Below are 19,996 nucleotides of genomic sequence, written 5' to 3'. Positions count from 1 at the left end.
CCTTGATTTAACACTTCTCTTCTTATAATTTTTGCATCATCTTTACTTGCTTTGTTATCACTTGTATTAATCACAAGTGCAATTTCTTCATTTTTAATCATATCCACAATGTTTGGTCTTCCCTCGCTAACTTTAAGAACTCTCTCACACTCAATTCCGGCTTCAATTATTACTTTATAAGTTCCACTTGTAGCTACAAGATCAAATCCAATATCTTTTAATGCTTTTGCAAGAGATGGAGCAAACTCTTTATCAAGGTCTGTTAGAGAAATAAATACTTTTCCGCTTGTAGGTAAAATATTTTTAGCTGCTGCTTGCGCTTTTGCAAAGCTTTCACCAAAACTTTCACTAATTCCCATAACTTCACCCGTTGATTTCATTTCAGGTCCTAGTATTAAATCAGCTCCTGGTAATTTATTAAATGGAAATACTGCTTCTTTGACTGCAATATGTCCTTTTTGTTTTGGTTTATAAACATTTCCATCAAATTCAACTATATTATACTTATCATAAAATTTAAGTGCTTCTTCTAAAACTTTTCCATTATTTATTTCAGGATTATAAGCTAAATTCCACATAACTCTTGTAGCAACTTTTGCCATAGGAAGTCCTGTAGCTTTAGACACAAATGGTACAGTTCTACTAGCTCTTGGGTTTACTTCAATTAAATAAAGTTTGTCTTTATGAAGAGCATATTGAATGTTTAATAGCCCTTTTACACCAAGTTTTAGTGCAATTTTTTTAGTTGTTTCCTCAATTTCTTTTAGTTTTTCTTCGCTTATTGTTGCTGCCGGCAGGCTACATGCACTATCTCCACTATGAATTCCTGCCTCTTCAATATGTTGCATAATTCCACCAATATATACATCTTTTGTATCGCTTATTGCATCAACATCAACTTCAATTGCCCTATCTAAAAATTTATCTATTAGTACAGGACTTTCATTACTTACACTTACAGCCTCATCCATATATTCTTTTAGTTCATTTTCATTATAAACAATTCTCATAGCTCTACCACCAAGTACATAACTTGGCCTAACAAGTACAGGGTATCCAATGGTTTCAGCTATTTTAAAAGCTTCCTCTTTAGTAAATGCTGTTCCATTTGCTGGTTGATTAAGTCCAAGATCTTTAATAAATTCAGCAAACTTCTCTCTATCTTCTGCTGTATCAATTACTTTCGCACTAGTTCCTATTATTTTTGCTCCAATGCTAGTTAGAGGTTTAGCAAGTTTTAAAGGTGTTTGTCCACCAAAATGTACAATAACTCCATCCGGATTTTCTCTCTCTACTACATTTCTTACTCTTTCAAAATCAATTGGTTCAAAATATAATACATCACTTGTATCATAGTCCGTTGAAACTGTCTCAGGATTACAGTTATACATTATAGTTTTAACTCCTAAATCTTCAAGAGCAAATGCAGCATGCACACAGCAATAATCAAACTCAATACCTTGTCCAATTCTATTTGGTCCACCACCTAATATAAGTACTTTTTTATTATACTTTAAGTCGCTCTCTCTAATAGGGACATTTTTAGTTACATTTACACTAGAATAAAGATAACTTGTAGTAGTATCAAATTCAGCCGCACAAGTATCAACTTCATTATAATCAATCTCAATATTTAGTCTTTTTCTTGCATTATAAACATCATTTTCATGTGCTCCAATAAGCTTTGCTATCATTTTATCACTAAATCCGTAAGTTTTAGCACGTCTAAGTTTTTCTTCATCATTCAAGATTTCAATATCAATTGTTTTTTCAAAATCTATTAGCTCTTTTATTTGATTTAAAAACCATTTATCAATTTTAGTCAGTTCATAAACCTCATCAACATTTTTACCCATTCTGAAAGCTTGTGCAATATATAATATTCTTTCATCATTTGGTATTCTAAGTTTCTTTTTAAGAGTTTCTTCATCACATTCTCTTTTTTCAAATCCATCAAGACCAGTCTCTAAGCTACAAAGCGCTTTTTGAATTGACTCTTTGAATGTCCTTCCTATGGCCATAACTTCACCAACACTCTTCATTGAAGTTGTAAGAGTTGAATCAGCTTGTGGAAATTTTTCAAACGTAAAGCGAGGAATTTTTGTAACAATATAATCAATTACTGGCTCAAAGCTAGCAGCAGTGCCTGTAATATCGTTTTTGATTTCGTCAAGAGTAAATCCAACAGCAAGAAGTGTAGCAACTTTTGCGATAGGATAACCTGTCGCTTTACTAGCAAGTGCAGAACTACGAGAAACTCTTGGGTTCATTTCAATTACAATCATTCTACCATTTTTAGGATTAATAGCAAATTGAACGTTACTTCCACCTGTATCAACACCAATTTCACGTAGTATTGCAAAAGAAGCATCTCTCATTCTTTGATATTCTTTATCTGTAAGGGTAAGAGCTGGAGCCACTGTAATACTATCTCCTGTATGCACACCCATTGGGTCAAAATTTTCAATAGAACAAACTATAATGCAGTTATCCTCTTTATCACGGATAACTTCCATTTCATATTCTTTCCAACCAAGAGCACTCTCTATAATCTCAATTTCGTTAATAGGACTAGCTTCAATTCCAATTTTAGCTAACTCCTTAAACTCATCCATATTATAAGCAACCCCACTTCCTAAACCTCCTAAAGTATATGCAGCTCTTACAATTACTGGAAAGCCTATCTCTTTTACAGCCTCAATTGCTTCATCAAGAGTAGTTACAGTCGCACTTTTTGGTAAATCCATACCAATTTTTTCCATTGCTTCTTTAAATGCTTCTCTGTCCTCTCCCTTTTTTATAGCTTCTGGATTTGCCCCAAGAAACTCAACTCCTTTTAGCATTCCTTTCTCATACATCTCCATTGCAACATTTAACGCAGTTTGTCCTCCCATCGTAGGCAAAATTGCATCAACATTTTCTTTTTTTATAATTTTTGCTACAACCTCTGGAGTAATAGGTTCGATATAAGTAGCATCAGCAAACTCTGGGTCAGTCATAATAGTAGCAGGATTTGAGTTTATAAGTACAACTCTATACCCAAGAGACTTTAAAGTTTTAGCAGCTTGAACACCTGAATAATCAAATTCACATGCTTGACCTATTACAATTGGTCCTGAGCCTATTAGCAGTATAGTTTTTATATCTTCTCTTTTTGGCATAAGATACCTTTTTTATATGTAATTATACCTTAAATTGTTATAATTTCACCAAAAAGGAAAAATTTGAGATTACCTCAAAAGATAGAAGCCCTAAGACGTGCTACAATTTTTAACAAAACTACAAGAGAATATGCTCTAAATGAATTAAAAAAAGATAAAAACTATTTAATTAAATGTTTAAAAGAAGATATACACGATAATATTATTTTTAGAAACTACCAAGATTATCTAGTATCAACTATACTAGAAAGAGATGGACTTATGAAAAGACTAAAACCAATTCCTATACAAAAAGTATTTAGTTCAAAAGAATTTCTAAAATTTTATATAAATGATCTAAAACACACTCCAGAAGAAGCAAAAGTTAAAAAAATAGGAGTTTTTGATACAGAAACTACCGACATTTATGGATATATAATTTCTTATGCAATTGTGATTCAAGATATGCAAACTAAAGAGACAAAAGAAATTTATGAGTTCTTAAATCCAAAAGCAAAAATCAGCGAAGAAGCATATGAAGTTCACAAAATAAAACAAGAAGATTTACAAAATAAGTCAACTTTTGAAGAGAAAAAAGAAGAAATTTTAGAAACTTTTAACTCTTTAGATATGGTAGTAGGACATAACGTTTTTTATGATTTTGGTGTTTTAAAAAGAGAACTTGAGCGTGCTAAGCATTTTCCAAATATTATTAATATTCCAATATTTGATACAATGTTTTATAGTTGGGATATAGTAGTTTTAGATAAGAAAAAGCAGCCAAAACTCGAAGAAGCTGTAGCATTTTTCTTAGGACCTCAAAGCGCTAAATACCATGATGCTCTTGAAGACGTTAAGATGACTTTGAAAGTATTTAATAAAATTCTAGAAGAGGGAGAAAAATTATAATTATTTTGTCTTTTCTTTAATAAACTCTTTTGTTTTTTCATAACCCTCAGATACTTTTTCTTTTGCTTTACATCCAGCATAAATTGTATAACATTTAGCTGTGCAAGCTTTATACTTAATCCCTTCATCAGGATACTCAACCTTACATTTAGTTAAGCAAATTTTTTCTTTAGCAACACAAGGATCAATTATTTTATTAGAACATCCAACAAAAAATAATACTCCTATTAAAAGTAATCCATACTTTTTCATTCTTTCTCCTTTTTTGTAAAATTTTATCAAATAGTAAATTTATAAATCACAAAAAACTCCTTTTACACCTTTTTTAAAAAGTTCTTTTTGAAGCTTTTTATCATTTACTGTATATACATTAGTAAACATTCCAGCTTCTTGTAATGTTTTTACATAATGTTCATTAATATATTCAAAGCTTATATGATAAGCGTTAACCTTTAAATCTTTTAAATATTTAACTAGATTTTCTTTCTTATAATCAAACAAAGCAGCTTTATAAAAACCATATATTTCTTTTATATATTCGTGATTAAATGATGATATTAAAATTAAGTCTTTTACTCCAAACTTTTCTATTCGAGTTAAAATATCATCCACAATAAATTTTGACTCCAAAAAAGAAGGCTTAATTTCAAGATTTGCAGGAAAATTACTGCTTTTTATAAATTCTAACACTTCATCCAAATGAGGAATAGAATTTTTGGGGAGTTTTTTTAATTTTTTATAATCTAGTGAAACATTAAAAGGATTAGAGTTTATAAACCAAGAAACATTATCAAGTTTTTTTATTTCTTCATAAGTAAAATCTTTTAAATAAATTCTATCTTTGTAAATATCTTTTACATTTGTACATTTGAGCAAATCATTATCATGAAACACTACAGGAACTTTGTCTTTAGTATACTGTACATCAAATTCAAACATATCAAACTTTTTTTGAGCCGCTTCAAATGCAAAAATCGTATTTTCAGGATAATAAGCTCTGTACCCTCTATGGGCTATTAAAATATTTCTTTTTTTAAAACACTCAAACATTTTTATTTTTATTATAATTTCTTTTTAAGAAATAGTAAAGGGGTCAAATGACTATAATTGATAGTATTATTTTAGGTATTGTAGAAGGAATTACAGAGTTTTTACCAATTTCTTCAACTGCTCATATGATTTTGGTATCAACTTTACTTGGACTTAAACAAACAATGCAAAACGTTGCTTTTGAGATAATAATCCAACTTGGTGCCACTCTTGCCATAGTTATGATATATCTTGACAAAATTAATTTAAAAAGAATAACCCTTTGGAAAAAGGTCATTTTAGCATTTTTACCTTTAGTAATCATAGGATTTTTATTAAGACATCAAATAAAAGAACTTTTCACTCTAACAACAGTAGCTTGGATGTTTATTATTGGTGGTATTATATTCTTCATAGTTGAGAAATTATATGATAAAGATAAAGAAAAAAAAGTTAATGAAGTTGAAAAAGTTAGTTTCAAAGAGGCTCTAATTATTGGTTTTTTTCAAGTATTTGCATTAATTCCAGGAACTAGTAGAAGTGGTGCTACAATTATAGGTGGAATGCTAACAAATCTCTCAAGAAAAACTGCTGCTGATTTTAGCTTTTTACTTGCAATCCCTACAATGTTTGCTGCAAGTGGTTATGAGTTTATAACAAACATCTCTTCATTTAAAGACCAAAATATGCTAGTTTTATCAGTTGGATTTATTATAAGTTTTATTAGTTGTTATATTGCTGTTAAATGGTTTCTAAAGTTTGTTAAAAAATATACATTAATCCCTTTTGGCATTTATAGAATAATTGTGGGAATATTACTTTTAATTTTAATTAATAAAGGCATTCTTTAATCATTAAAAAAATACTTTAAAGCTAAATAATAGACAAAGTATATTAAAAAAATAAAAATAATAAAAGAAGTAAGAGGATATGAAATAAAGGTAGTTACAAGAACAAAGATAGAAACAAAAAGTATAAACAGTTCAAAAACCACAAACATAAGTTTGTGGATTAAATTTAAATTCATGATTTTACTATTTTATAAAACTCTTTAAAAATATATTTGCTATCATGCGGTCCAGGACTTGCTTCTGGATGATGCTGAACTGAAAAAACTGGTTCATTTTTATACTTAACTCCCTCAATTGTTCCATCAAAAAGATTTATATGAGTAACTTCTGCTACTCCTTTAAGCTCTTCTGGTACATTATAGTTATGATTTTGAGCTGTAATCTCAACTGCTGGTTTTTTGTTCAAAAGATTTTTAACTGGATGGTTTCCTCCGTGATGCCCAAATTTAAGCTTAAATGTTGGATACCCGTGAGAAATACTTAATAATTGATGACCTAAACATATTCCAAACATTGGAATTTTAGCATCTAATAGCTTTTTGATTTTCTCATGGATATCTTTAAGTATTAAAGGATCACCTGGTCCATTACTTAAAAACACTCCTCCAATTTCTCCATTTTCATACATACTAATAATTTCCTCTGCTGGAGTATTTGCAGGAAGTACCAAACATTCCATCCCAGCTTCTGTTAATTCGTTTAAAATATTCCTTTTTACACCAAAATCAAGGACTGCTATTTTTTTGTCCGTATTTTTTTCTCTATATTTAAACTCTTTACTATCCCAAGCTCCATGTGGATGAATGTAACTTTCTTTTGTAGTTACCTCTTTTATATAATCAACTTCTTCAATTCTAGGAGATGATTTTAATATTTTTTCAAGTTCTTGTTTTTCATGAATTTCAGTAGATGCTATCATCATCATAGCACCCTGAGACCTTATAGTCTTTGTAAGAAATCTTGTATCAATTTCACAAATTCCTAATATCCCTTCCTCTTTTAAGAATTCCCCTAAAGATTTTTCACCTCTAAAATTAGAATACTCTTCGATATACTCTCTAACTATTACTCCTTTAAGCCATGCTCTTTTGCTTTCCATATCATCTTTATTCACTCCAACATTTCCAATCTCTGGCATTGTAAATACTACAAATTGTCCTGCATAACTAGGGTCTGTAATAATTTCCTGATAACCTGTCATTGAAGTATTAAATACAATCTCACCTACTTTTGTACCCTCTGCTCCAAAACCTTTTGCTTCAAAAAACATTCCATTTTCAAGTAAAATACTAACTTTCATTGCTTCCCTTTAAATAAGTCCTCTTTTTCTAAGTTCTTGTTCATAAAGCCTCTGAAATACAAGTTCCCACTCATCACTACCAGGAACTAATGGTCTTTTATAATTTTCTATTTTTTTATAAACAACATCTCTCGCTTCAAGTTCTCTATTTAAAAACTCCATAATTGAGTTAAAGATAATATTTTTTATTTTTCCATCTCTTACATCATAATCAATAATTTCATTATCCCAAAGCTCTTTTACCATAAAATGAGCTAAATCATCAAATCTATCCTCTCTTCTAATATGAAACCCCTCTTTTTTTGATATCTCTTTTTTTATTAATTTAAAAAGTTCTCTTCTATCTACATCATAAAATAAAAACTCATTTTCCTCTTCTTGATTTATTAAAATTTCCCTTGCTTTATCTTCTATTTCTCTCTCCCATAAAACATCATCCATTAAAATATCTTCTATTTCTTTAATTGCTAAATCCATACCTTTTGGAAAAGTAACATATTCACTATTTAATAAATCTGTAGCTATTTTTCTTGCAATGAAAGGGACTTGAGCTTCTTTAATAAGCATATTTAGCCTTTTTTCAAAATTATATCAAATTAAAAGAAAAACTCTCCCTTCTCCTCTATTGCAAAGCTATATTTTTTTATAAAATCAACTGCTTGATTTATATTTTTTTCTAAACCTTGCACCTCAACCACTATACTACCTTCATTCCCTAAAATTCCTCCAGCTGCAATTATTTTTGCTTCTAAACTAAAAAGAGTTCTAAATGCCTCAATCTCCGTAAAAATTTCTCCATAAAAAAATTTAAGCATTGCTATTTTAGACCCCATTGCAATTTCTACATTTTGAGTAGATGGATTATAAAAAGGAATTAATTTCTCATGAGTTACAGGAATTATAACTTTACTTCCTTTACACGCTGCTTTTATATAAAAATTTCCATAAGTGCCACCCTTTTCATCTGCTGCAGCTACTGCGGCATATTTTTTATTATTCTCATACCAAAGAGCATTTGCCCCTTTTATAAAATAATCTTCTTTTGTTATTTCAAAATCTTTTATATCAAGAAGTTTTCCATTATCAAGCATAATTGGTGAGGGTCTATTTTTTGTAACATTTAAAGCATTATTAGTAAAACATCCTGCTATATACAAACTATCAACTTCTATTCCTAAGTGATACAAAAGATATTGATTAGTACTTCCGTATGCAATATAAACTCTTTTTGAAAAATCAATATACTCTGTTAATGCTTTTGATATTAAATGTTTTTGAGTACTTACATTAAGGATTAGTTGTGCTTTCATTATTTTCCTTTATTTTTAATAAAGAATCACTTAGTTTTGCAGCAATAGTAGGGTCCATTTTTGAAAAGATTTTAGCAAGTACTTTTGGCTGGAGTTTTTGTAATATTAAGAGTGCTTTTTTTTCTGGCATTTTTGAAAGAATTTCAGCAGCATTTTTAGCTCTCATTTTTGCATAACTTTGAGTAATTTTATCCAATTTTGCATTTTTTATATCTTCAAGAATTTTTTTATTTTCTTTTAATAACTCCTCAATTCTTTTCTTTTCATTTTCTATTTTTTTTAAGCTAGCATTAATTTCTTGTTCTTTCAATTTTAGTTTTTGTTCTTTTTTTTTGATTAAAGCCATATAAGTATTTTTAAGTGCTTCAAGTGCTTCTTTTTGTTCAAGAATTTTTTCAGCTTCAGCTTCAAGTTCTGCTTTTTTTTGATCAAATATCTCATAACAGTCAAGTAATTTTTGCTTATCAACTCCTAAAAGAGGAGAGAAAAAAAGTAATAACATTAACACTACTTGGAACTTGGAACTTGGAACTTGGTTACTTAATTTTTCATTTCTCATTTTACATTTTCCATTATTAATATATCTCCCCAAGTATATCTCCAACTTCCACAAAATCTTTTTGATTTAAATATTTAAAATGCTCGCTTCCAAAGAAAAGCAAAATACTGCTTCCAAATTCAAAACGACCTAACTCATCACCTTTTTTAAGTTTTATTGGTTCATTATACTCAAATGTAACTATCTCACTGTAATCTTTTTGAAGTCTTTTATCAAAGTTCATATGAATTTTGCCAACTATCATTGCGCCTACAGCCACAAAATAAAAATATCTGTCTTTTTTATCTCTACATTTTAAAACTATTCTCTTATTTTTTGTAAAAACTAACTCTTTTTCAAGCTGAGTTGGTTTTACAGGTTTTAAAACACCAGGAATATATGTAACTTTTACAATTTCCATATCAATTGGAGCATGAAATCGATGATAATCTCTAGGAGACAAATAAAGATTTATAAAATATCCTCTATTCAATTTTGTTTCATATGGAATAAGGTCATTTAATTTATATTTTTTGCCTTTTATTTGATAAACATAATTATCTTCAATCTCTCCATCAGCAATAATCATTGAATCACTAGGACTTACTACAATATCATCATCTTCATAAAATTCTATATATTTTTTATGTCTAATAAAAAGATCATTTAGAGTTTTATATTCACATGGATCCTCTGGTATAAATTCACTCATATCAATATTAAAAACTCTTATATACATTTTATTTATAAAACATTGAATAGGCTTTGGAAAAGGTGTTTTTGCTAATTTTACAACTATTAAAGAGAGCAAACGGGAGGGGTTCATATTAGTTTTACTCCTTTTTGTCCTTTTTTTATTTCACCAATAATATATCCATCAGTTTCATTTAGAACTTTATCAACATTTTTTTCTTCAACCGCTAAAATCATACCTACACCCATATTAAATGTCCTAAACATTTCTGTCTCATCTACATATTTTTTCATAAATTCAAAAATAGGAAGTACTTTTATTTTATCCTTATAAACAATAGCTTCTAAACCTTCAGGTAATACTCTTGGAAGGTTTTCTACAATTCCTCCACCTGTAATATGAGCTAATGCATTTATAAAAGGCTTTAGTTTTTTAAACTCTTTTACATAAATTCTTGTAGGTGTTAACAAAATATCTATTAATTTCTGACCATCAATTTCATCATCAAATTTCATTCCAAGCTTTTCAAAAAATAATTTTCTAACAAGAGAATATCCATTTGAATGAATCCCACTACTTGGAAGAGCTATTAAAATATCTCCTTCTGTTACTTTTGGATTTAGCTCGTCTTCTTCTGCAATTCCAACAGCAAACCCAGCTAAATCAAAGTCTCCTTCACTATACATTCCTGGCATTTCAGCTGTTTCACCTCCAATTAAAGCACACTCAGCCTCAATGCATCCTTTTGCAATTCCTTTAATAACCTCAGCAGCTGCTTCTACATCAAGCTTACCTATTGCATAATAATCAAGAAAAAAGAGTGGCTCACCAAAATTACAAATCAAATCATTTACACACATAGCTACTAAGTCAATACCTACTGTATCAAATTTTTTAGCATCAATTGCAAGCTTTAGTTTTGTCCCAACTCCATCGGTTGCACTAAGAAGCACTGGTTTTTTATAACTTGCAGGAAGTCTAAAAGCACCAGCAAAACTTCCAATTCCTCCAACTACATTTTCATTAAATGTCTCTTTTACTACTGGTTTAATTTTATCAACTAAAGAATTACCAGCATCAATATCTACGCCTGCGTCTTTATAACTAATTTTCATTTTCTACTTCCTTACATTCACAATAACAACTTCCAAAAAGTTTTTGTAATACTACTGTTGATGGACAAAAATCAAAAACAAAATGTATAAAAAGCATAATAGCCATAAATGCAAGAAGCCCAAGTCCAACTACAGTATAACCTTTTGCAAGTAATGCTAAAATAAGTAATAAAAACATACTCATTACAAGCCTTTGGACCCTTTCAGCACACCAAAACTTTTTTGTTTTCATTTTACTCCTTTAGAATATTACTCTATTAACTTCTTCCATTTTTTTACTAGCAATACTTTTGGCTCTTTTATTTCCTTCTTTAATTATATCTAAAATCTCATCATTTTTTAACTTAGCTTTTCTTTCTCTAATTGGTGCTACAATATTTTCAATATTTGCAGCACATCTTTTTTTACATTCTACACAACCAATACTTCCTGCCTTACAAGCACTCTCTATTTCTTTTACTTCCTCTTTATTTGAAAAAGCTTTATGATAATCAAATACCGTGCACACTTCAGGATGACCTGGGTCTGTTTTTTTTATCCTTGCTGGGTCTGTTTTTGCCTTTCTAACTTTACTCCAAATCTCATCACTCGTTTCATCAAGATATATTGCATTATTGTAACTTTTAGACATTTTTCTGCCATCAAGTCCTGGAAGTCTAGCAACTTCAGTTAAAAGCTCTTGTGGTTCTTTAAAAATTTCAGTCTTATAAATATAGTGAAAATGTCTTACAATCTCTCTTGCTATTTCAAGGTGAGGCTTTTGGTCTTCACCAATTGGAACTAAATCTGCATCATAAATAACAATATCAGCCGTTTGCAAAACAGGATATGTCAAAAATCCAGCATTATTTTTTTTCTTATATTCTGGTTGAGTCATTGCATCTTTATAAGTTGGATTTCTCTCAAGCCAACTAACAGGTGTAATCATATTAAATACCAAATAAAGCTCAGCATGTTCTTTAACTGCACTTTGAATAAAAAGAGTAGCTTTATTTGGATCAACACCACATGCTATCCACTCTTTAACAAGCTCAACACTTAACTCTTTTAAATCAAGTCCTTCATCATATTTTGTAGATAGCGCATGCCAATCAGCTACAAAAAAGAAACTATCATAACTTTCTTGTAAATTTTTCCAATTTTTAAGAACTCCTATATAATGACCTAAATGAAGTTTACCCGTTGGTCTCATTCCACTAACTACTCTCAAAACTTAGCTCCTATTTCCAAAAATGCTCCTTTGTATTGTAACTTAGTTTCATTGTCACCATCTACTCCATATGCTTCTTTGTATTTATATCCTACTTTTACAAATGGATTAACAGGACCTGGAATATCAATTGTATATTTTAATGCTCCAAGATATTCATAATGGTGATTATCTCCAGCTTTTGCCCATTTTACATATCCTAGTGCTGAAAATCCAAAAATTTGCATTGTTTCAACATTTGCATAAACATAAGGTAAAATTACACTCCAATCATTATCTACCCATGTTTTAGTAGTTCCTGTATTTTGTTCTGTACCATATATCTTAGTATGTCCATCCCAATAATCTGTCCCAAGACCAAGCTCAATATCAGCTACTACTGGTTTAAATTCATAAAAAAGAGTTATATCATATGAATTAATTGTTTGAGTCGTATCAGCATTAGTTAGAGCACCCTTAATTTTAGCATCTCCAAATATTTCAAAATTTGCAGCAATATAATTACTATGACCAGTAGAATCATATCTTGTATACTGAACTTTAATATTTGGCAATATAGGAATTGGATGAATTAATTTAATCCATACATAAGGATTATTTTCATATTTAAGACCTAAATAACCTACATTACCTCCATATGGAGAATGTTTTCCAAAATAGTTTATTGTACTACCACTTTTTACATAACCATCAATATTTTGCTGCTCATAACCAACACCTGCACTAACACTTAAAATATCAGCACTTGCAAAACTAAAAGCCAAAGCTAAAGCTAAACTAATTTTTTTCATTTTTCTTTCCTTTTTCTCTTGGTATAAGTACAATTGGTGTACCTGTAAAATCCTCTTTTTTTCTTAAAAAGTTAATTAAATATCTCTCATATGAAAAATGAAGTTTAGGTCTATTCATAACAAGAGCAATAGTTGGTGGTTTTATGCCAAATTGAGTAGCATAATAAATTTTCGTCTCCCTTCCTCTAATATCAGTTGGTAAGTGATGGCGTAAGCTAGCTTCTTTTATCCATTCATTAAGTTTTGAAGTTGGAACTCTTTTCGCATAATTTCCATATACATAAATAATTTTTTCTTTTAATTTTTCAATATTTCTTTTTGTTTTTGCACTTACAACCATAAATGGAGCAAAACTCAAAAAGTCAAATCTATACTTAACCTCTTCTTCAAATTTTTTATAATCTTGTTTTTTTTCATCCCATTTATTTGCAACAATTATAGCGCCAACTTTATGTTTTTGAATAATACCTCCAATCTTTTCATCAAGTTCAACTATTCCCTCTTTAGCATCAAGTACCAAAATTGCAATATCAGCTTCTTTTAATACTTTCTCAGTTCTCATAAGTGCATATTTTTCTATATCTTTTATTTTGCTTCTTCTTCTAATCCCTGCGGTATCTACAAACGTTATATTAATCCCTTCAAAATAAATAGTCTCGTCTATTGGATCAATTGTAGTTCCATCCACATCACTCACAATACTTCTCTCAGTACCCACTAAAGCATTAAGAAGAGAACTTTTACCAACATTTACTCTTCCAACAATTGCTACTTTTATCTCACGAAACTCTAAATCTTGCGACTCTTCAGACAAAAGCTCTTCAAGAGGAATATCCTCTTCAATTGAAAGAGCTTGCTTTATTTGTAGTTTTTTAGGAACGAATTCTTTAATTCTTTCAATCAGTTTACCAACACCTCTATTGTGGGCAACAGATATAGGATATACTTCTTCAATACCTAGAGAATAAAAATCATAAACATTTTGCATTAATTTATCATTATCAACTTTATTAACAACTAAAATCATATGCTTGTTAAACTTTTGTAAACTTCTTACATATTTTATTTCTTCTTCATCTGGAATAGTTTTAGCATCTACCATATAAAGAATTAAATCAGCTTTTTTTGCTTCATCTAATGCTTTTTGTTTTACTTTTTCAAACAATTCATCTTTATCTTCAAGTCCTCCAGTATCTAAAATCATAATATCTTCAAGTTCATCATCTAAAGTTACTATTCTTTTTTTAATATCACGGGTAGTCCCTGCTTTATCACTAACTATTGCATCTCTTTCTCTTAAAATCCTATTAAAAAAACTACTTTTCCCTACATTTGGCTTACCAAGTATTGCCACTTTTAACATTAAATACTATCCTTATAGCTTATTTTTTTACTTAACAAATCTTTCATATGTAAATAATTATTAAGTGCATTAATATATGCTTTTGCACTTGCAAGCATTGTATCAATGCTTAGTCCATGTCCCATTACTGCTGGCTTATTTTCATCAAAAATCACTTTTACCATAACTTTAGCTAAAGCATCTTTCCCTTCACTAACCGCTTCTACTTTATAATCCATAAGTCTTCCATTAATCCCACTTATTCTGTCTATTACTTTAAATACTGCATCAATTGTTCCCTCTCCAATTGCAGCATCACTAAATACCTTATCTTCAAATTTTATTTTAGCAGCAGCACTTGGCATACCCTCACTGCAATCGCTAAGTTGAAGAGAAATTAATTCATAAACTTTTGGTGTTTTATCACTTGCTTCATTCATTATTGCTAAAATATCTTCATCATAAATCTCTTTTTTCTTATCAGCTAATTTTTTAAATTTCATAAATACTTCATTTAATTCTTCTTCACTTAAATCATTAAATCCAAGAGACTCAAGTTTTTTCTTAAGAGCATGACGACCACTATGTTTTCCAAGCACTATTGTATCTTTTACATCAAGACCGATATCCTCAGCTCTCATAATTTCATAAGTCTCTTTATGTTTTAACACTCCATCTTGATGAATTCCACTTTCATGAGCAAAAGCATTTCTACCTACAATTGCTTTGTTTGGTTGTGGTTCAATTCCTGTTACGCTTGCAATAAGTCTACTTGTAGGATATATCTCTTTTGTATCAATTCTCGTATCAATTCCATCAAATAAATCACGTCTTACTTTAATAGCCATTACTATTTCTTCTAAAGCTGCATTTCCTGCTCTCTCTCCTAGTCCATTAATAGTACATTCAACTTGTCTTGCACCATTTAAAACTGCATATAAAGAATTAGCAGTTGCAAGTCCTAAATCATTATGACAATGTACTGAAAAAATAACTTGCTTTTCTTTAAAAGTATCAACTAACTCTTTTATCATATTTCCAAACTCATTAGGAAATCTATATCCAACAGTATCTGGAATATTTATGGTTTTTGCTCCTGCTTCAATTACAGCTGCTATTATTTCTTTTAAAAAACTCATTTCACTTCTTCCAGCATCCTCACAAGAAAACTCAACATCATCTACAAAAGTACAAGCTAACTTTACTGCATCTACGGCTCTTTTAATTACTTCATCTGGAGTCATTTTAAGTTTGTATTCCATATGAATTGGACTTGTTGCAATAAATGTATGAATTCTTTTTAGAGGTGCTGGCGCAATAGCTTCTGCTGCTTTTTTTATATCTCCTTCAACTGCTCTTGCAAGCGAACAAATTGCACTATTAGTAATTTCCTTTGCAATCATATTTATAGCTTCAAAATCTCCAGGACTTGCAGCAGCAAAACCAGCTTCAATAACATCAACTCTTAATTTTTCAAGTTGACGTGCTACTTTTATTTTCTCTTCAATAGTCATACTAGCACCAGGACTCTGTTCTCCATCACGCAAAGTTGTATCAAATATTTTAACCATTTCCATTAAATATCCTTTATGGTTTTTTATAATTATACTTTATATTCTAATTTTTGTCAATGGAAAAAAATTATCCATTAACTTTTTTTATTATTTTTAAATAGTTTATAATGCCTCTTGTAAATCCATAAAAAACATAAATACTTAAAATTATAGCAATTGCTTCAATTGGATACAAATATATGAATGATGAGACCAAAATTATTAGTACTAATACTTTTAACGCTACCTTTTTATCAAGATTAATCTTCTTAAAACTTGGATATCTAAAATTACTCACCATTAAAAAAGCTATAAACAAAGCTCCAAGCAAAATAATAAAATCAAAGTTTCCATTATATTTCACATCAAGCATTATCCAGCTACTAAGTACAACTGCTGCTGTTGGAATGGGCAATCCTATAAAGTATCTTGGATCAAGTTCACCAGTAGTTACATTAAATCTAGCAAGTCTAATAGCTCCAAATACTACAAAAAGTCCACTAATAAGTGCACCAAGTCTTCCATAATTTTCACCAATTGAAAAAAAAAGTAACATTCCCGGCGCTACTCCAAATGCAACTAAATCTGCTAAACTATCAAACTCAACTCCAAATTTAGAAGTAGTATTTGTAAGTCTTGCCACCCTTCCATCAAGTCCATCTGCAAATAGACTTAGTACAATATATACAAATGCTTTTTCATACCTTCCTTGCGATGCAGCAATAATTGCCATAACTCCAAAAAAAGCGCTTAAGGCCGTAAAAAAGTTTGGTAAAAGATATGCTAAATTAATTTTCATTCAAATATCCTATAAGTGTTTCCCCTGCTTTCACTCTCTGAAACTCAGTAACTTTTACACTAGTATTCAGAGGTAAATATACATCAACCTGAGAACCAAACATAATCATTCCATAACGCTCAGCAAGTTTAATGTCTCCTAAATTTCTAAAACTAACAATTCTTCTTGTAATAAATCCTGCTATTTGATTTACTACTACTTTAGCCTTATTATTTTCAAATAAAACTCTATTTTGTTCATTCAATTCACTTGCTTTATTAGAATTTAGTGAAAGAAATGTCCCATGAATATACTCTTTTGCAATCATTTTACCTTTAATTGGAGAGCGTTGAATATGAACATCAAATAATGATAATCTTATAGAAATTTTAATAGCTTTTTCTTTAGTAATTGGTGATATATCATTTGAAATCTCTAAAACTACTCCATCACTTGGCGAAATTATAGCTCCTTCACTTTCATCCTCTGGGATTCTAGCCGGATTTCTAAAAAAATAAATCATAAATAAAAAAATAAAAAAAAGTATAAATTGAACTAAAAAAGGAAAATCAAAAATCCAAGATACTAAAAAAAGACCTCCACTAACCCCTATATATGGATAGCCTTCTTTAAGAATTATTTCCGTTTTCATTTTTATCCTCTTTTTCTTTACTTTCAAACTCTATAGACTTTTCTTTATTATCTGTTTCATTTGAGGTATTTACTTCTTCTTTAAGTCTTTCTTTTTCGTAAGCTTTAATAAGTTCTCTTACTCTACTTCCATCAATAACCTCTTTTTCATACAATTCTTTTACCATTGCTTCAATTACAGGTGAATATTTTTTAAGTGTTTCTTTTACAGCCTCATATCTTTGTGATAAAAATTCTTTAATAAATTTATCTACTTCTTCTTGAGTTTTTTCTGAATACTCTCTTGCTTGAGAAAATCCTCCAAGAAACCTATTTGTCTGTTTTTCAAGAACCATTAATCCTGCAACATCTGTCATTCCATAAACACTAACCATTGCTCTTACAATATCAGTAGCTCTTTCTAAATCATTTCCAGCACCAGTCGAAATTTCACCTATAAAAACTTCCTCAGCTGCACGCCCTCCAAGTAAGGTATCAACTTCAGCAACTAATTCTTTTCTTTGCATTAAATATTTATCTTCTTCTGGCATATTAAGTGTATAACCAAGTGCTGCAAGTCCTCTTGGAACAATTGAAACTTTTTTAACTTTCCTAGCCTCAGGTGTAACTTCAGCAATTACAGCATGGCCACTTTCATGGAAAGCAACAATTTTCTTGTCTTTATCATTTAAACGTCTACTTCTTTTCTCAAGTCCAGCTATCTGTCTCTCAACTGCTTCTACAAATTCTTCTTGATTTACTTCTTTTTTACCTTTTCTACCTGCAAGAAGTGCTGCTTCGTTTACAATATTTGCTAAGTCTGCTCCTGCAAGCCCAGCTGTCATTCTTGCAATCTCTTCTAAATCTACATCACTTCCTGATTTAACTTTTTTAATATGCACTTTAAGAATTTCTACTCTTCCTTTAAAATCAGGTTTGTCAACTAAAACTTGTCTATCAAATCTTCCTGGTCTAAGTAAAGCTGGGTCAAGTATTTCTGGTCTGTTTGTAGCTGCAAGAACTATCACAGGTTCATTTGAATCAAACCCGTCCATTTCTGCTAATAGTTGATTTAAAGTCTGTTCTCTTTCATCATTCCCACCCATTGGACCACCTGCTGCTCTACTCTTACCAATAGCATCAATCTCATCAATAAATATAATACTTGGTGCTTCTTTTTTAGCTTGATTGAAAAGATCTCTTACCCTTGCAGCCCCAACACCTACAAACATCTCAATAAAACTACTTCCACTTACAGCAAAAAATGGTACATTAGCTTCCCCTGCTACTGCTTTTGCAAGAAGCGTCTTACCAGTTCCAGGAGGTCCTACAAGCAAAACACCTTTTGGTATTTTTGCACCAAGGTCTATATATCTATCTGGATTTTTTAGAAAATCTACTATCTCTTTAACTTCCTCTTTTGCCTCTTCATTTCCAGCAACATCATCAAATTTTACATTCGGCTTTTCAGATTTTATAAGTCCTTTTGCACTTCCTATTCCTAAAACTCCTCCCATACCTTTTTGCATACGACTTGCCAAAAACATCCAAATTGCAAAAAAGATAAATATAGGAATAATCCATCCAAAAATAAGTTCACTTAACCAATTGTTATCATTCATTGCACCATATGGAACTTTATATTCATCAAGAACCTGGACTAAAGTGTTATCTCCTGGAACCTTTTGAACTGTTATAATCTCTCCATCTTTAAGTTTTGCCCTAACAAAACTCTTACCAATAGCAACATATAATAACTTTCCCTCTTTTGCTAATTTTTTTATATCAGAGTAAGTATATGCCATTACCTGCTTGGTACCAGCATTTGAGAAATTATTTACTTCACTAACTGCATTTGGAGCAATACTTCTAAAAACTACGACTATTAATATTGCAAAAACTATAAACAGTAATAAAGGATTTTTATTAAAAAAATTATTATTGTCATTTTGTTTCTTATCCATTAACTTCCTTTCTTAAATATAAGTGTCACCCACTCATTATCTTTTATCTCTTCAATTAAATCAAAGTCTGAATATTTTTTCAATACCTTATCTTTATATTTGTCAATTATACCTGATAAAATTAAAATATTATTAACTCTTTTTTTAAGCTCTGGGGCTATAAAAACTAATACATCAGCTATTATATTCGCTACTACTACATCATATATTCTATCTGTATTGCCAGCACTACCTTCCCAAATCTCATTATATTTTGTTCTATTTAACTCAAAGTTATCTTTAGTGCTCTTAACTGCTAATGGATCAGTATCACATGCATCTACAATTGCACCTAATTTACTTGCTATAATTCCTAAAATTCCACTGCCACATCCTACATCAAGTAAAGTATCACCCTTTTTTACATACTTTTTAAGAGCTTTTATTGAGCTTCTTGTAGTTTCATGATGTCCACTTCCAAAAGCAAGAGCAGGGTCTATTAAAATATTAACTTTTCCTTCAACTTCTTCATACCAACTTGGATGAATATAAAATTCTTCAATCTCAACAGGTTTAATTGACTCCTGATAAGTTTTAATCCAATCTTTATTTGATTTTTCTTCTATTTTTATATCTAAATCTATTTTTTGAGAAAAAATCTCTTCTAAAGCTTTTACATAATTTTTGAGTTCTTCAATTAGTTCATCAAGCTTTTCTTCACTTCTTAAAATTAAAGTACTCCCTCTCTCTTCTATTCCATTAAAAAATCTCTCCATCAAAAAGTTTTCAATTTCATCTTTAAAACTAGAGGTAGTAATTTGAAGTTCATAATAAATATTATTCATATGCCAGCCTATTACTCA

Annotated in this window: 20 protein-coding genes (1 of these 20 only partly in view); 2 read left to right on the top strand and 18 right to left on the bottom strand. The window is 30.0% G+C overall.

Annotation, left to right across the window (positions count from 1 at the left end; genetic code table 11):
- Nucleotides 1–3,161, bottom strand: partial view of a carbamoyl-phosphate synthase large subunit gene (gene carB, locus ACYQ1U_RS07815; RefSeq protein WP_459886319.1) — the 5' portion only. The gene continues 112 nt to the left of window position 1, outside the view; only the first 3,161 of its 3,273 coding nucleotides appear in the window; its start codon is at nucleotides 3,159–3,161; its stop codon lies off the left edge, out of view.
- A 63-nt stretch (nucleotides 3,162–3,224) separates the two neighbouring features.
- Between carB and ACYQ1U_RS07810 the strand changes: the two genes are divergently transcribed.
- Complete coding sequence (locus ACYQ1U_RS07810) at nucleotides 3,225–4,049, top strand: 3'-5' exonuclease (RefSeq protein WP_459886316.1); 825 nt, start codon at nucleotides 3,225–3,227, stop codon at nucleotides 4,047–4,049.
- Here ACYQ1U_RS07810 and ACYQ1U_RS07805 read toward each other — a convergent pair whose 3' ends face one another.
- Together ACYQ1U_RS07805 and ACYQ1U_RS07800 are read right to left on the bottom strand one after the other, a co-directional pair.
- Nucleotides 4,050–4,301 carry a hypothetical protein gene (locus ACYQ1U_RS07805; protein ID WP_459886313.1) on the bottom strand — a complete coding sequence of 84 codons (252 nt, stop codon included), beginning with the start codon at nucleotides 4,299–4,301 and terminating at the stop codon, nucleotides 4,050–4,052.
- A 39-nt stretch (nucleotides 4,302–4,340) separates the two neighbouring features.
- Nucleotides 4,341–5,099 (bottom strand): glycerophosphodiester phosphodiesterase, encoded by a 759-nt coding sequence (locus tag ACYQ1U_RS07800; RefSeq protein WP_459886310.1) that lies wholly within the window; start codon nucleotides 5,097–5,099, stop codon nucleotides 4,341–4,343.
- 47 nt (nucleotides 5,100–5,146) lie between these two features.
- On the opposite strand from ACYQ1U_RS07800, the gene ACYQ1U_RS07795 reads away from it, so the two are divergent.
- Nucleotides 5,147–5,929, top strand: coding sequence for an undecaprenyl-diphosphate phosphatase (locus ACYQ1U_RS07795; protein ID WP_459886307.1), 783 nt, complete (start codon nucleotides 5,147–5,149; stop codon nucleotides 5,927–5,929).
- 172 nt (nucleotides 5,930–6,101) lie between these two features.
- Here ACYQ1U_RS07795 and carA read toward each other — a convergent pair whose 3' ends face one another.
- The 15 genes from carA to ACYQ1U_RS07720 form a co-directional block, all read right to left on the bottom strand.
- Complete coding sequence (carA, locus tag ACYQ1U_RS07790) at nucleotides 6,102–7,229, bottom strand: glutamine-hydrolyzing carbamoyl-phosphate synthase small subunit (protein WP_459886304.1); 1,128 nt, start codon at nucleotides 7,227–7,229, stop codon at nucleotides 6,102–6,104.
- A 9-nt stretch (nucleotides 7,230–7,238) separates the two neighbouring features.
- Nucleotides 7,239–7,796 (bottom strand): DUF507 family protein, encoded by a 558-nt coding sequence (locus ACYQ1U_RS07785; RefSeq protein WP_459886302.1) that lies wholly within the window; start codon nucleotides 7,794–7,796, stop codon nucleotides 7,239–7,241.
- A gap of 29 nt (nucleotides 7,797–7,825) precedes the next feature.
- Nucleotides 7,826–8,539: a hypothetical protein gene (locus tag ACYQ1U_RS07780; protein ID WP_459886299.1), complete on the bottom strand. Its 714-nt coding sequence runs from the start codon at nucleotides 8,537–8,539 to the stop codon at nucleotides 7,826–7,828.
- Entirely contained in the window at nucleotides 8,517–9,098 is a 582-nt protein-coding gene (locus ACYQ1U_RS07775; RefSeq protein ID WP_459886296.1) for a MotE family protein, read from the bottom strand. The genes ACYQ1U_RS07780 and ACYQ1U_RS07775 overlap by 23 nt, the downstream gene beginning before the upstream one ends.
- A gap of 16 nt (nucleotides 9,099–9,114) precedes the next feature.
- On the bottom strand, nucleotides 9,115–9,903 hold the full coding sequence (locus tag ACYQ1U_RS07770; protein ID WP_459886293.1) for a phosphatidylserine decarboxylase: 789 nt from the start codon (nucleotides 9,901–9,903) through the stop codon (nucleotides 9,115–9,117).
- Nucleotides 9,900–10,886: a phosphoribosylformylglycinamidine cyclo-ligase gene (gene purM, locus ACYQ1U_RS07765; protein ID WP_459886290.1), complete on the bottom strand. Its 987-nt coding sequence runs from the start codon at nucleotides 10,884–10,886 to the stop codon at nucleotides 9,900–9,902. The genes ACYQ1U_RS07770 and purM overlap by 4 nt, the downstream gene beginning before the upstream one ends.
- The gene (locus tag ACYQ1U_RS07760) at nucleotides 10,876–11,118 is read right to left on the bottom strand and encodes a phosphoribosylaminoimidazole synthetase (protein WP_459886288.1); all 243 of its coding nucleotides are present in this window, start codon (nucleotides 11,116–11,118) and stop codon (nucleotides 10,876–10,878) included. Before ACYQ1U_RS07760 ends, purM begins: the two co-directional genes overlap by 11 nt.
- Nucleotides 11,119–11,127: 9 nt before the next feature.
- Nucleotides 11,128–12,096 (bottom strand): tryptophan--tRNA ligase, encoded by a 969-nt coding sequence (trpS, locus tag ACYQ1U_RS07755; protein ID WP_459886285.1) that lies wholly within the window; start codon nucleotides 12,094–12,096, stop codon nucleotides 11,128–11,130.
- On the bottom strand, nucleotides 12,093–12,887 hold the full coding sequence (locus ACYQ1U_RS07750; RefSeq protein ID WP_459886282.1) for a porin family protein: 795 nt from the start codon (nucleotides 12,885–12,887) through the stop codon (nucleotides 12,093–12,095). Before ACYQ1U_RS07750 ends, trpS begins: the two co-directional genes overlap by 4 nt.
- On the bottom strand, nucleotides 12,874–14,250 hold the full coding sequence (der, locus tag ACYQ1U_RS07745) for a ribosome biogenesis GTPase Der (RefSeq protein ID WP_459886279.1): 1,377 nt from the start codon (nucleotides 14,248–14,250) through the stop codon (nucleotides 12,874–12,876). The genes ACYQ1U_RS07750 and der overlap by 14 nt, the downstream gene beginning before the upstream one ends.
- Nucleotides 14,250–15,806, bottom strand: a complete 1,557-nt coding sequence (locus ACYQ1U_RS07740) for a 2-isopropylmalate synthase (protein ID WP_459886276.1) — start codon at nucleotides 15,804–15,806, stop codon at nucleotides 14,250–14,252. Before ACYQ1U_RS07740 ends, der begins: the two co-directional genes overlap by 1 nt.
- A gap of 64 nt (nucleotides 15,807–15,870) precedes the next feature.
- Nucleotides 15,871–16,581, bottom strand: coding sequence for a CDP-diacylglycerol--serine O-phosphatidyltransferase (gene pssA / locus ACYQ1U_RS07735; protein WP_459886273.1), 711 nt, complete (start codon nucleotides 16,579–16,581; stop codon nucleotides 15,871–15,873).
- Nucleotides 16,571–17,212 (bottom strand): phosphatidylserine decarboxylase, encoded by a 642-nt coding sequence (locus ACYQ1U_RS07730; protein ID WP_459886271.1) that lies wholly within the window; start codon nucleotides 17,210–17,212, stop codon nucleotides 16,571–16,573. Before ACYQ1U_RS07730 ends, pssA begins: the two co-directional genes overlap by 11 nt.
- On the bottom strand, nucleotides 17,190–19,154 hold the full coding sequence (gene ftsH, locus ACYQ1U_RS07725; RefSeq protein ID WP_459886268.1) for an ATP-dependent zinc metalloprotease FtsH: 1,965 nt from the start codon (nucleotides 19,152–19,154) through the stop codon (nucleotides 17,190–17,192). The genes ACYQ1U_RS07730 and ftsH overlap by 23 nt, the downstream gene beginning before the upstream one ends.
- Complete coding sequence (locus tag ACYQ1U_RS07720; RefSeq protein WP_459886266.1) at nucleotides 19,154–19,978, bottom strand: 50S ribosomal protein L11 methyltransferase; 825 nt, start codon at nucleotides 19,976–19,978, stop codon at nucleotides 19,154–19,156. Before ACYQ1U_RS07720 ends, ftsH begins: the two co-directional genes overlap by 1 nt.
- Between the last annotated feature and the right edge of the window lie 18 nt (nucleotides 19,979–19,996).

It is taken from the genome of Caminibacter profundus (assembly GCF_054657155.1).
The sequence above is the reverse complement of the archived record's forward strand: the minus strand, read 5'-3'. Positions and strand labels throughout refer to the sequence as shown.

What these genes read in the sequence shown, in the direction of transcription:
- ACYQ1U_RS07805 (WP_459886313.1), bottom strand. Translation starts at nt 4,301, where the DNA reads ATGAAAAAGTATGGATTACTTTTAATAGGAGTATTATTTTTTGTTGGA.
- ACYQ1U_RS07800 (WP_459886310.1), bottom strand. Translation starts at nt 5,099, where the DNA reads ATGTTTGAGTGTTTTAAAAAAAGAAATATTTTAATAGCCCATAGAGGG.
- ACYQ1U_RS07795 (WP_459886307.1), top strand. Translation starts at nt 5,147, where the DNA reads ATGACTATAATTGATAGTATTATTTTAGGTATTGTAGAAGGAATTACA.
- carA (WP_459886304.1), bottom strand. Translation starts at nt 7,229, where the DNA reads ATGAAAGTTAGTATTTTACTTGAAAATGGAATGTTTTTTGAAGCAAAA.
- ACYQ1U_RS07785 (WP_459886302.1), bottom strand. Translation starts at nt 7,796, where the DNA reads ATGCTTATTAAAGAAGCTCAAGTCCCTTTCATTGCAAGAAAAATAGCT.
- ACYQ1U_RS07780 (WP_459886299.1), bottom strand. Translation starts at nt 8,539, where the DNA reads ATGAAAGCACAACTAATCCTTAATGTAAGTACTCAAAAACATTTAATA.
- ACYQ1U_RS07775 (WP_459886296.1), bottom strand. Translation starts at nt 9,098, where the DNA reads ATGAGAAATGAAAAATTAAGTAACCAAGTTCCAAGTTCCAAGTTCCAA.
- ACYQ1U_RS07770 (WP_459886293.1), bottom strand. Translation starts at nt 9,903, where the DNA reads ATGAACCCCTCCCGTTTGCTCTCTTTAATAGTTGTAAAATTAGCAAAA.
- purM (WP_459886290.1), bottom strand. Translation starts at nt 10,886, where the DNA reads ATGAAAATTAGTTATAAAGACGCAGGCGTAGATATTGATGCTGGTAAT.
- ACYQ1U_RS07760 (WP_459886288.1), bottom strand. Translation starts at nt 11,118, where the DNA reads ATGAAAACAAAAAAGTTTTGGTGTGCTGAAAGGGTCCAAAGGCTTGTA.
- ACYQ1U_RS07750 (WP_459886282.1), bottom strand. Translation starts at nt 12,887, where the DNA reads ATGAAAAAAATTAGTTTAGCTTTAGCTTTGGCTTTTAGTTTTGCAAGT.
- der (WP_459886279.1), bottom strand. Translation starts at nt 14,250, where the DNA reads ATGTTAAAAGTGGCAATACTTGGTAAGCCAAATGTAGGGAAAAGTAGT.
- ACYQ1U_RS07740 (WP_459886276.1), bottom strand. Translation starts at nt 15,806, where the DNA reads ATGGAAATGGTTAAAATATTTGATACAACTTTGCGTGATGGAGAACAG.
- pssA (WP_459886273.1), bottom strand. Translation starts at nt 16,581, where the DNA reads ATGAAAATTAATTTAGCATATCTTTTACCAAACTTTTTTACGGCCTTA.
- ACYQ1U_RS07730 (WP_459886271.1), bottom strand. Translation starts at nt 17,212, where the DNA reads ATGAAAACGGAAATAATTCTTAAAGAAGGCTATCCATATATAGGGGTT.
- ftsH (WP_459886268.1), bottom strand. Translation starts at nt 19,154, where the DNA reads ATGGATAAGAAACAAAATGACAATAATAATTTTTTTAATAAAAATCCT.
- ACYQ1U_RS07720 (WP_459886266.1), bottom strand. Translation starts at nt 19,978, where the DNA reads ATGAATAATATTTATTATGAACTTCAAATTACTACCTCTAGTTTTAAA.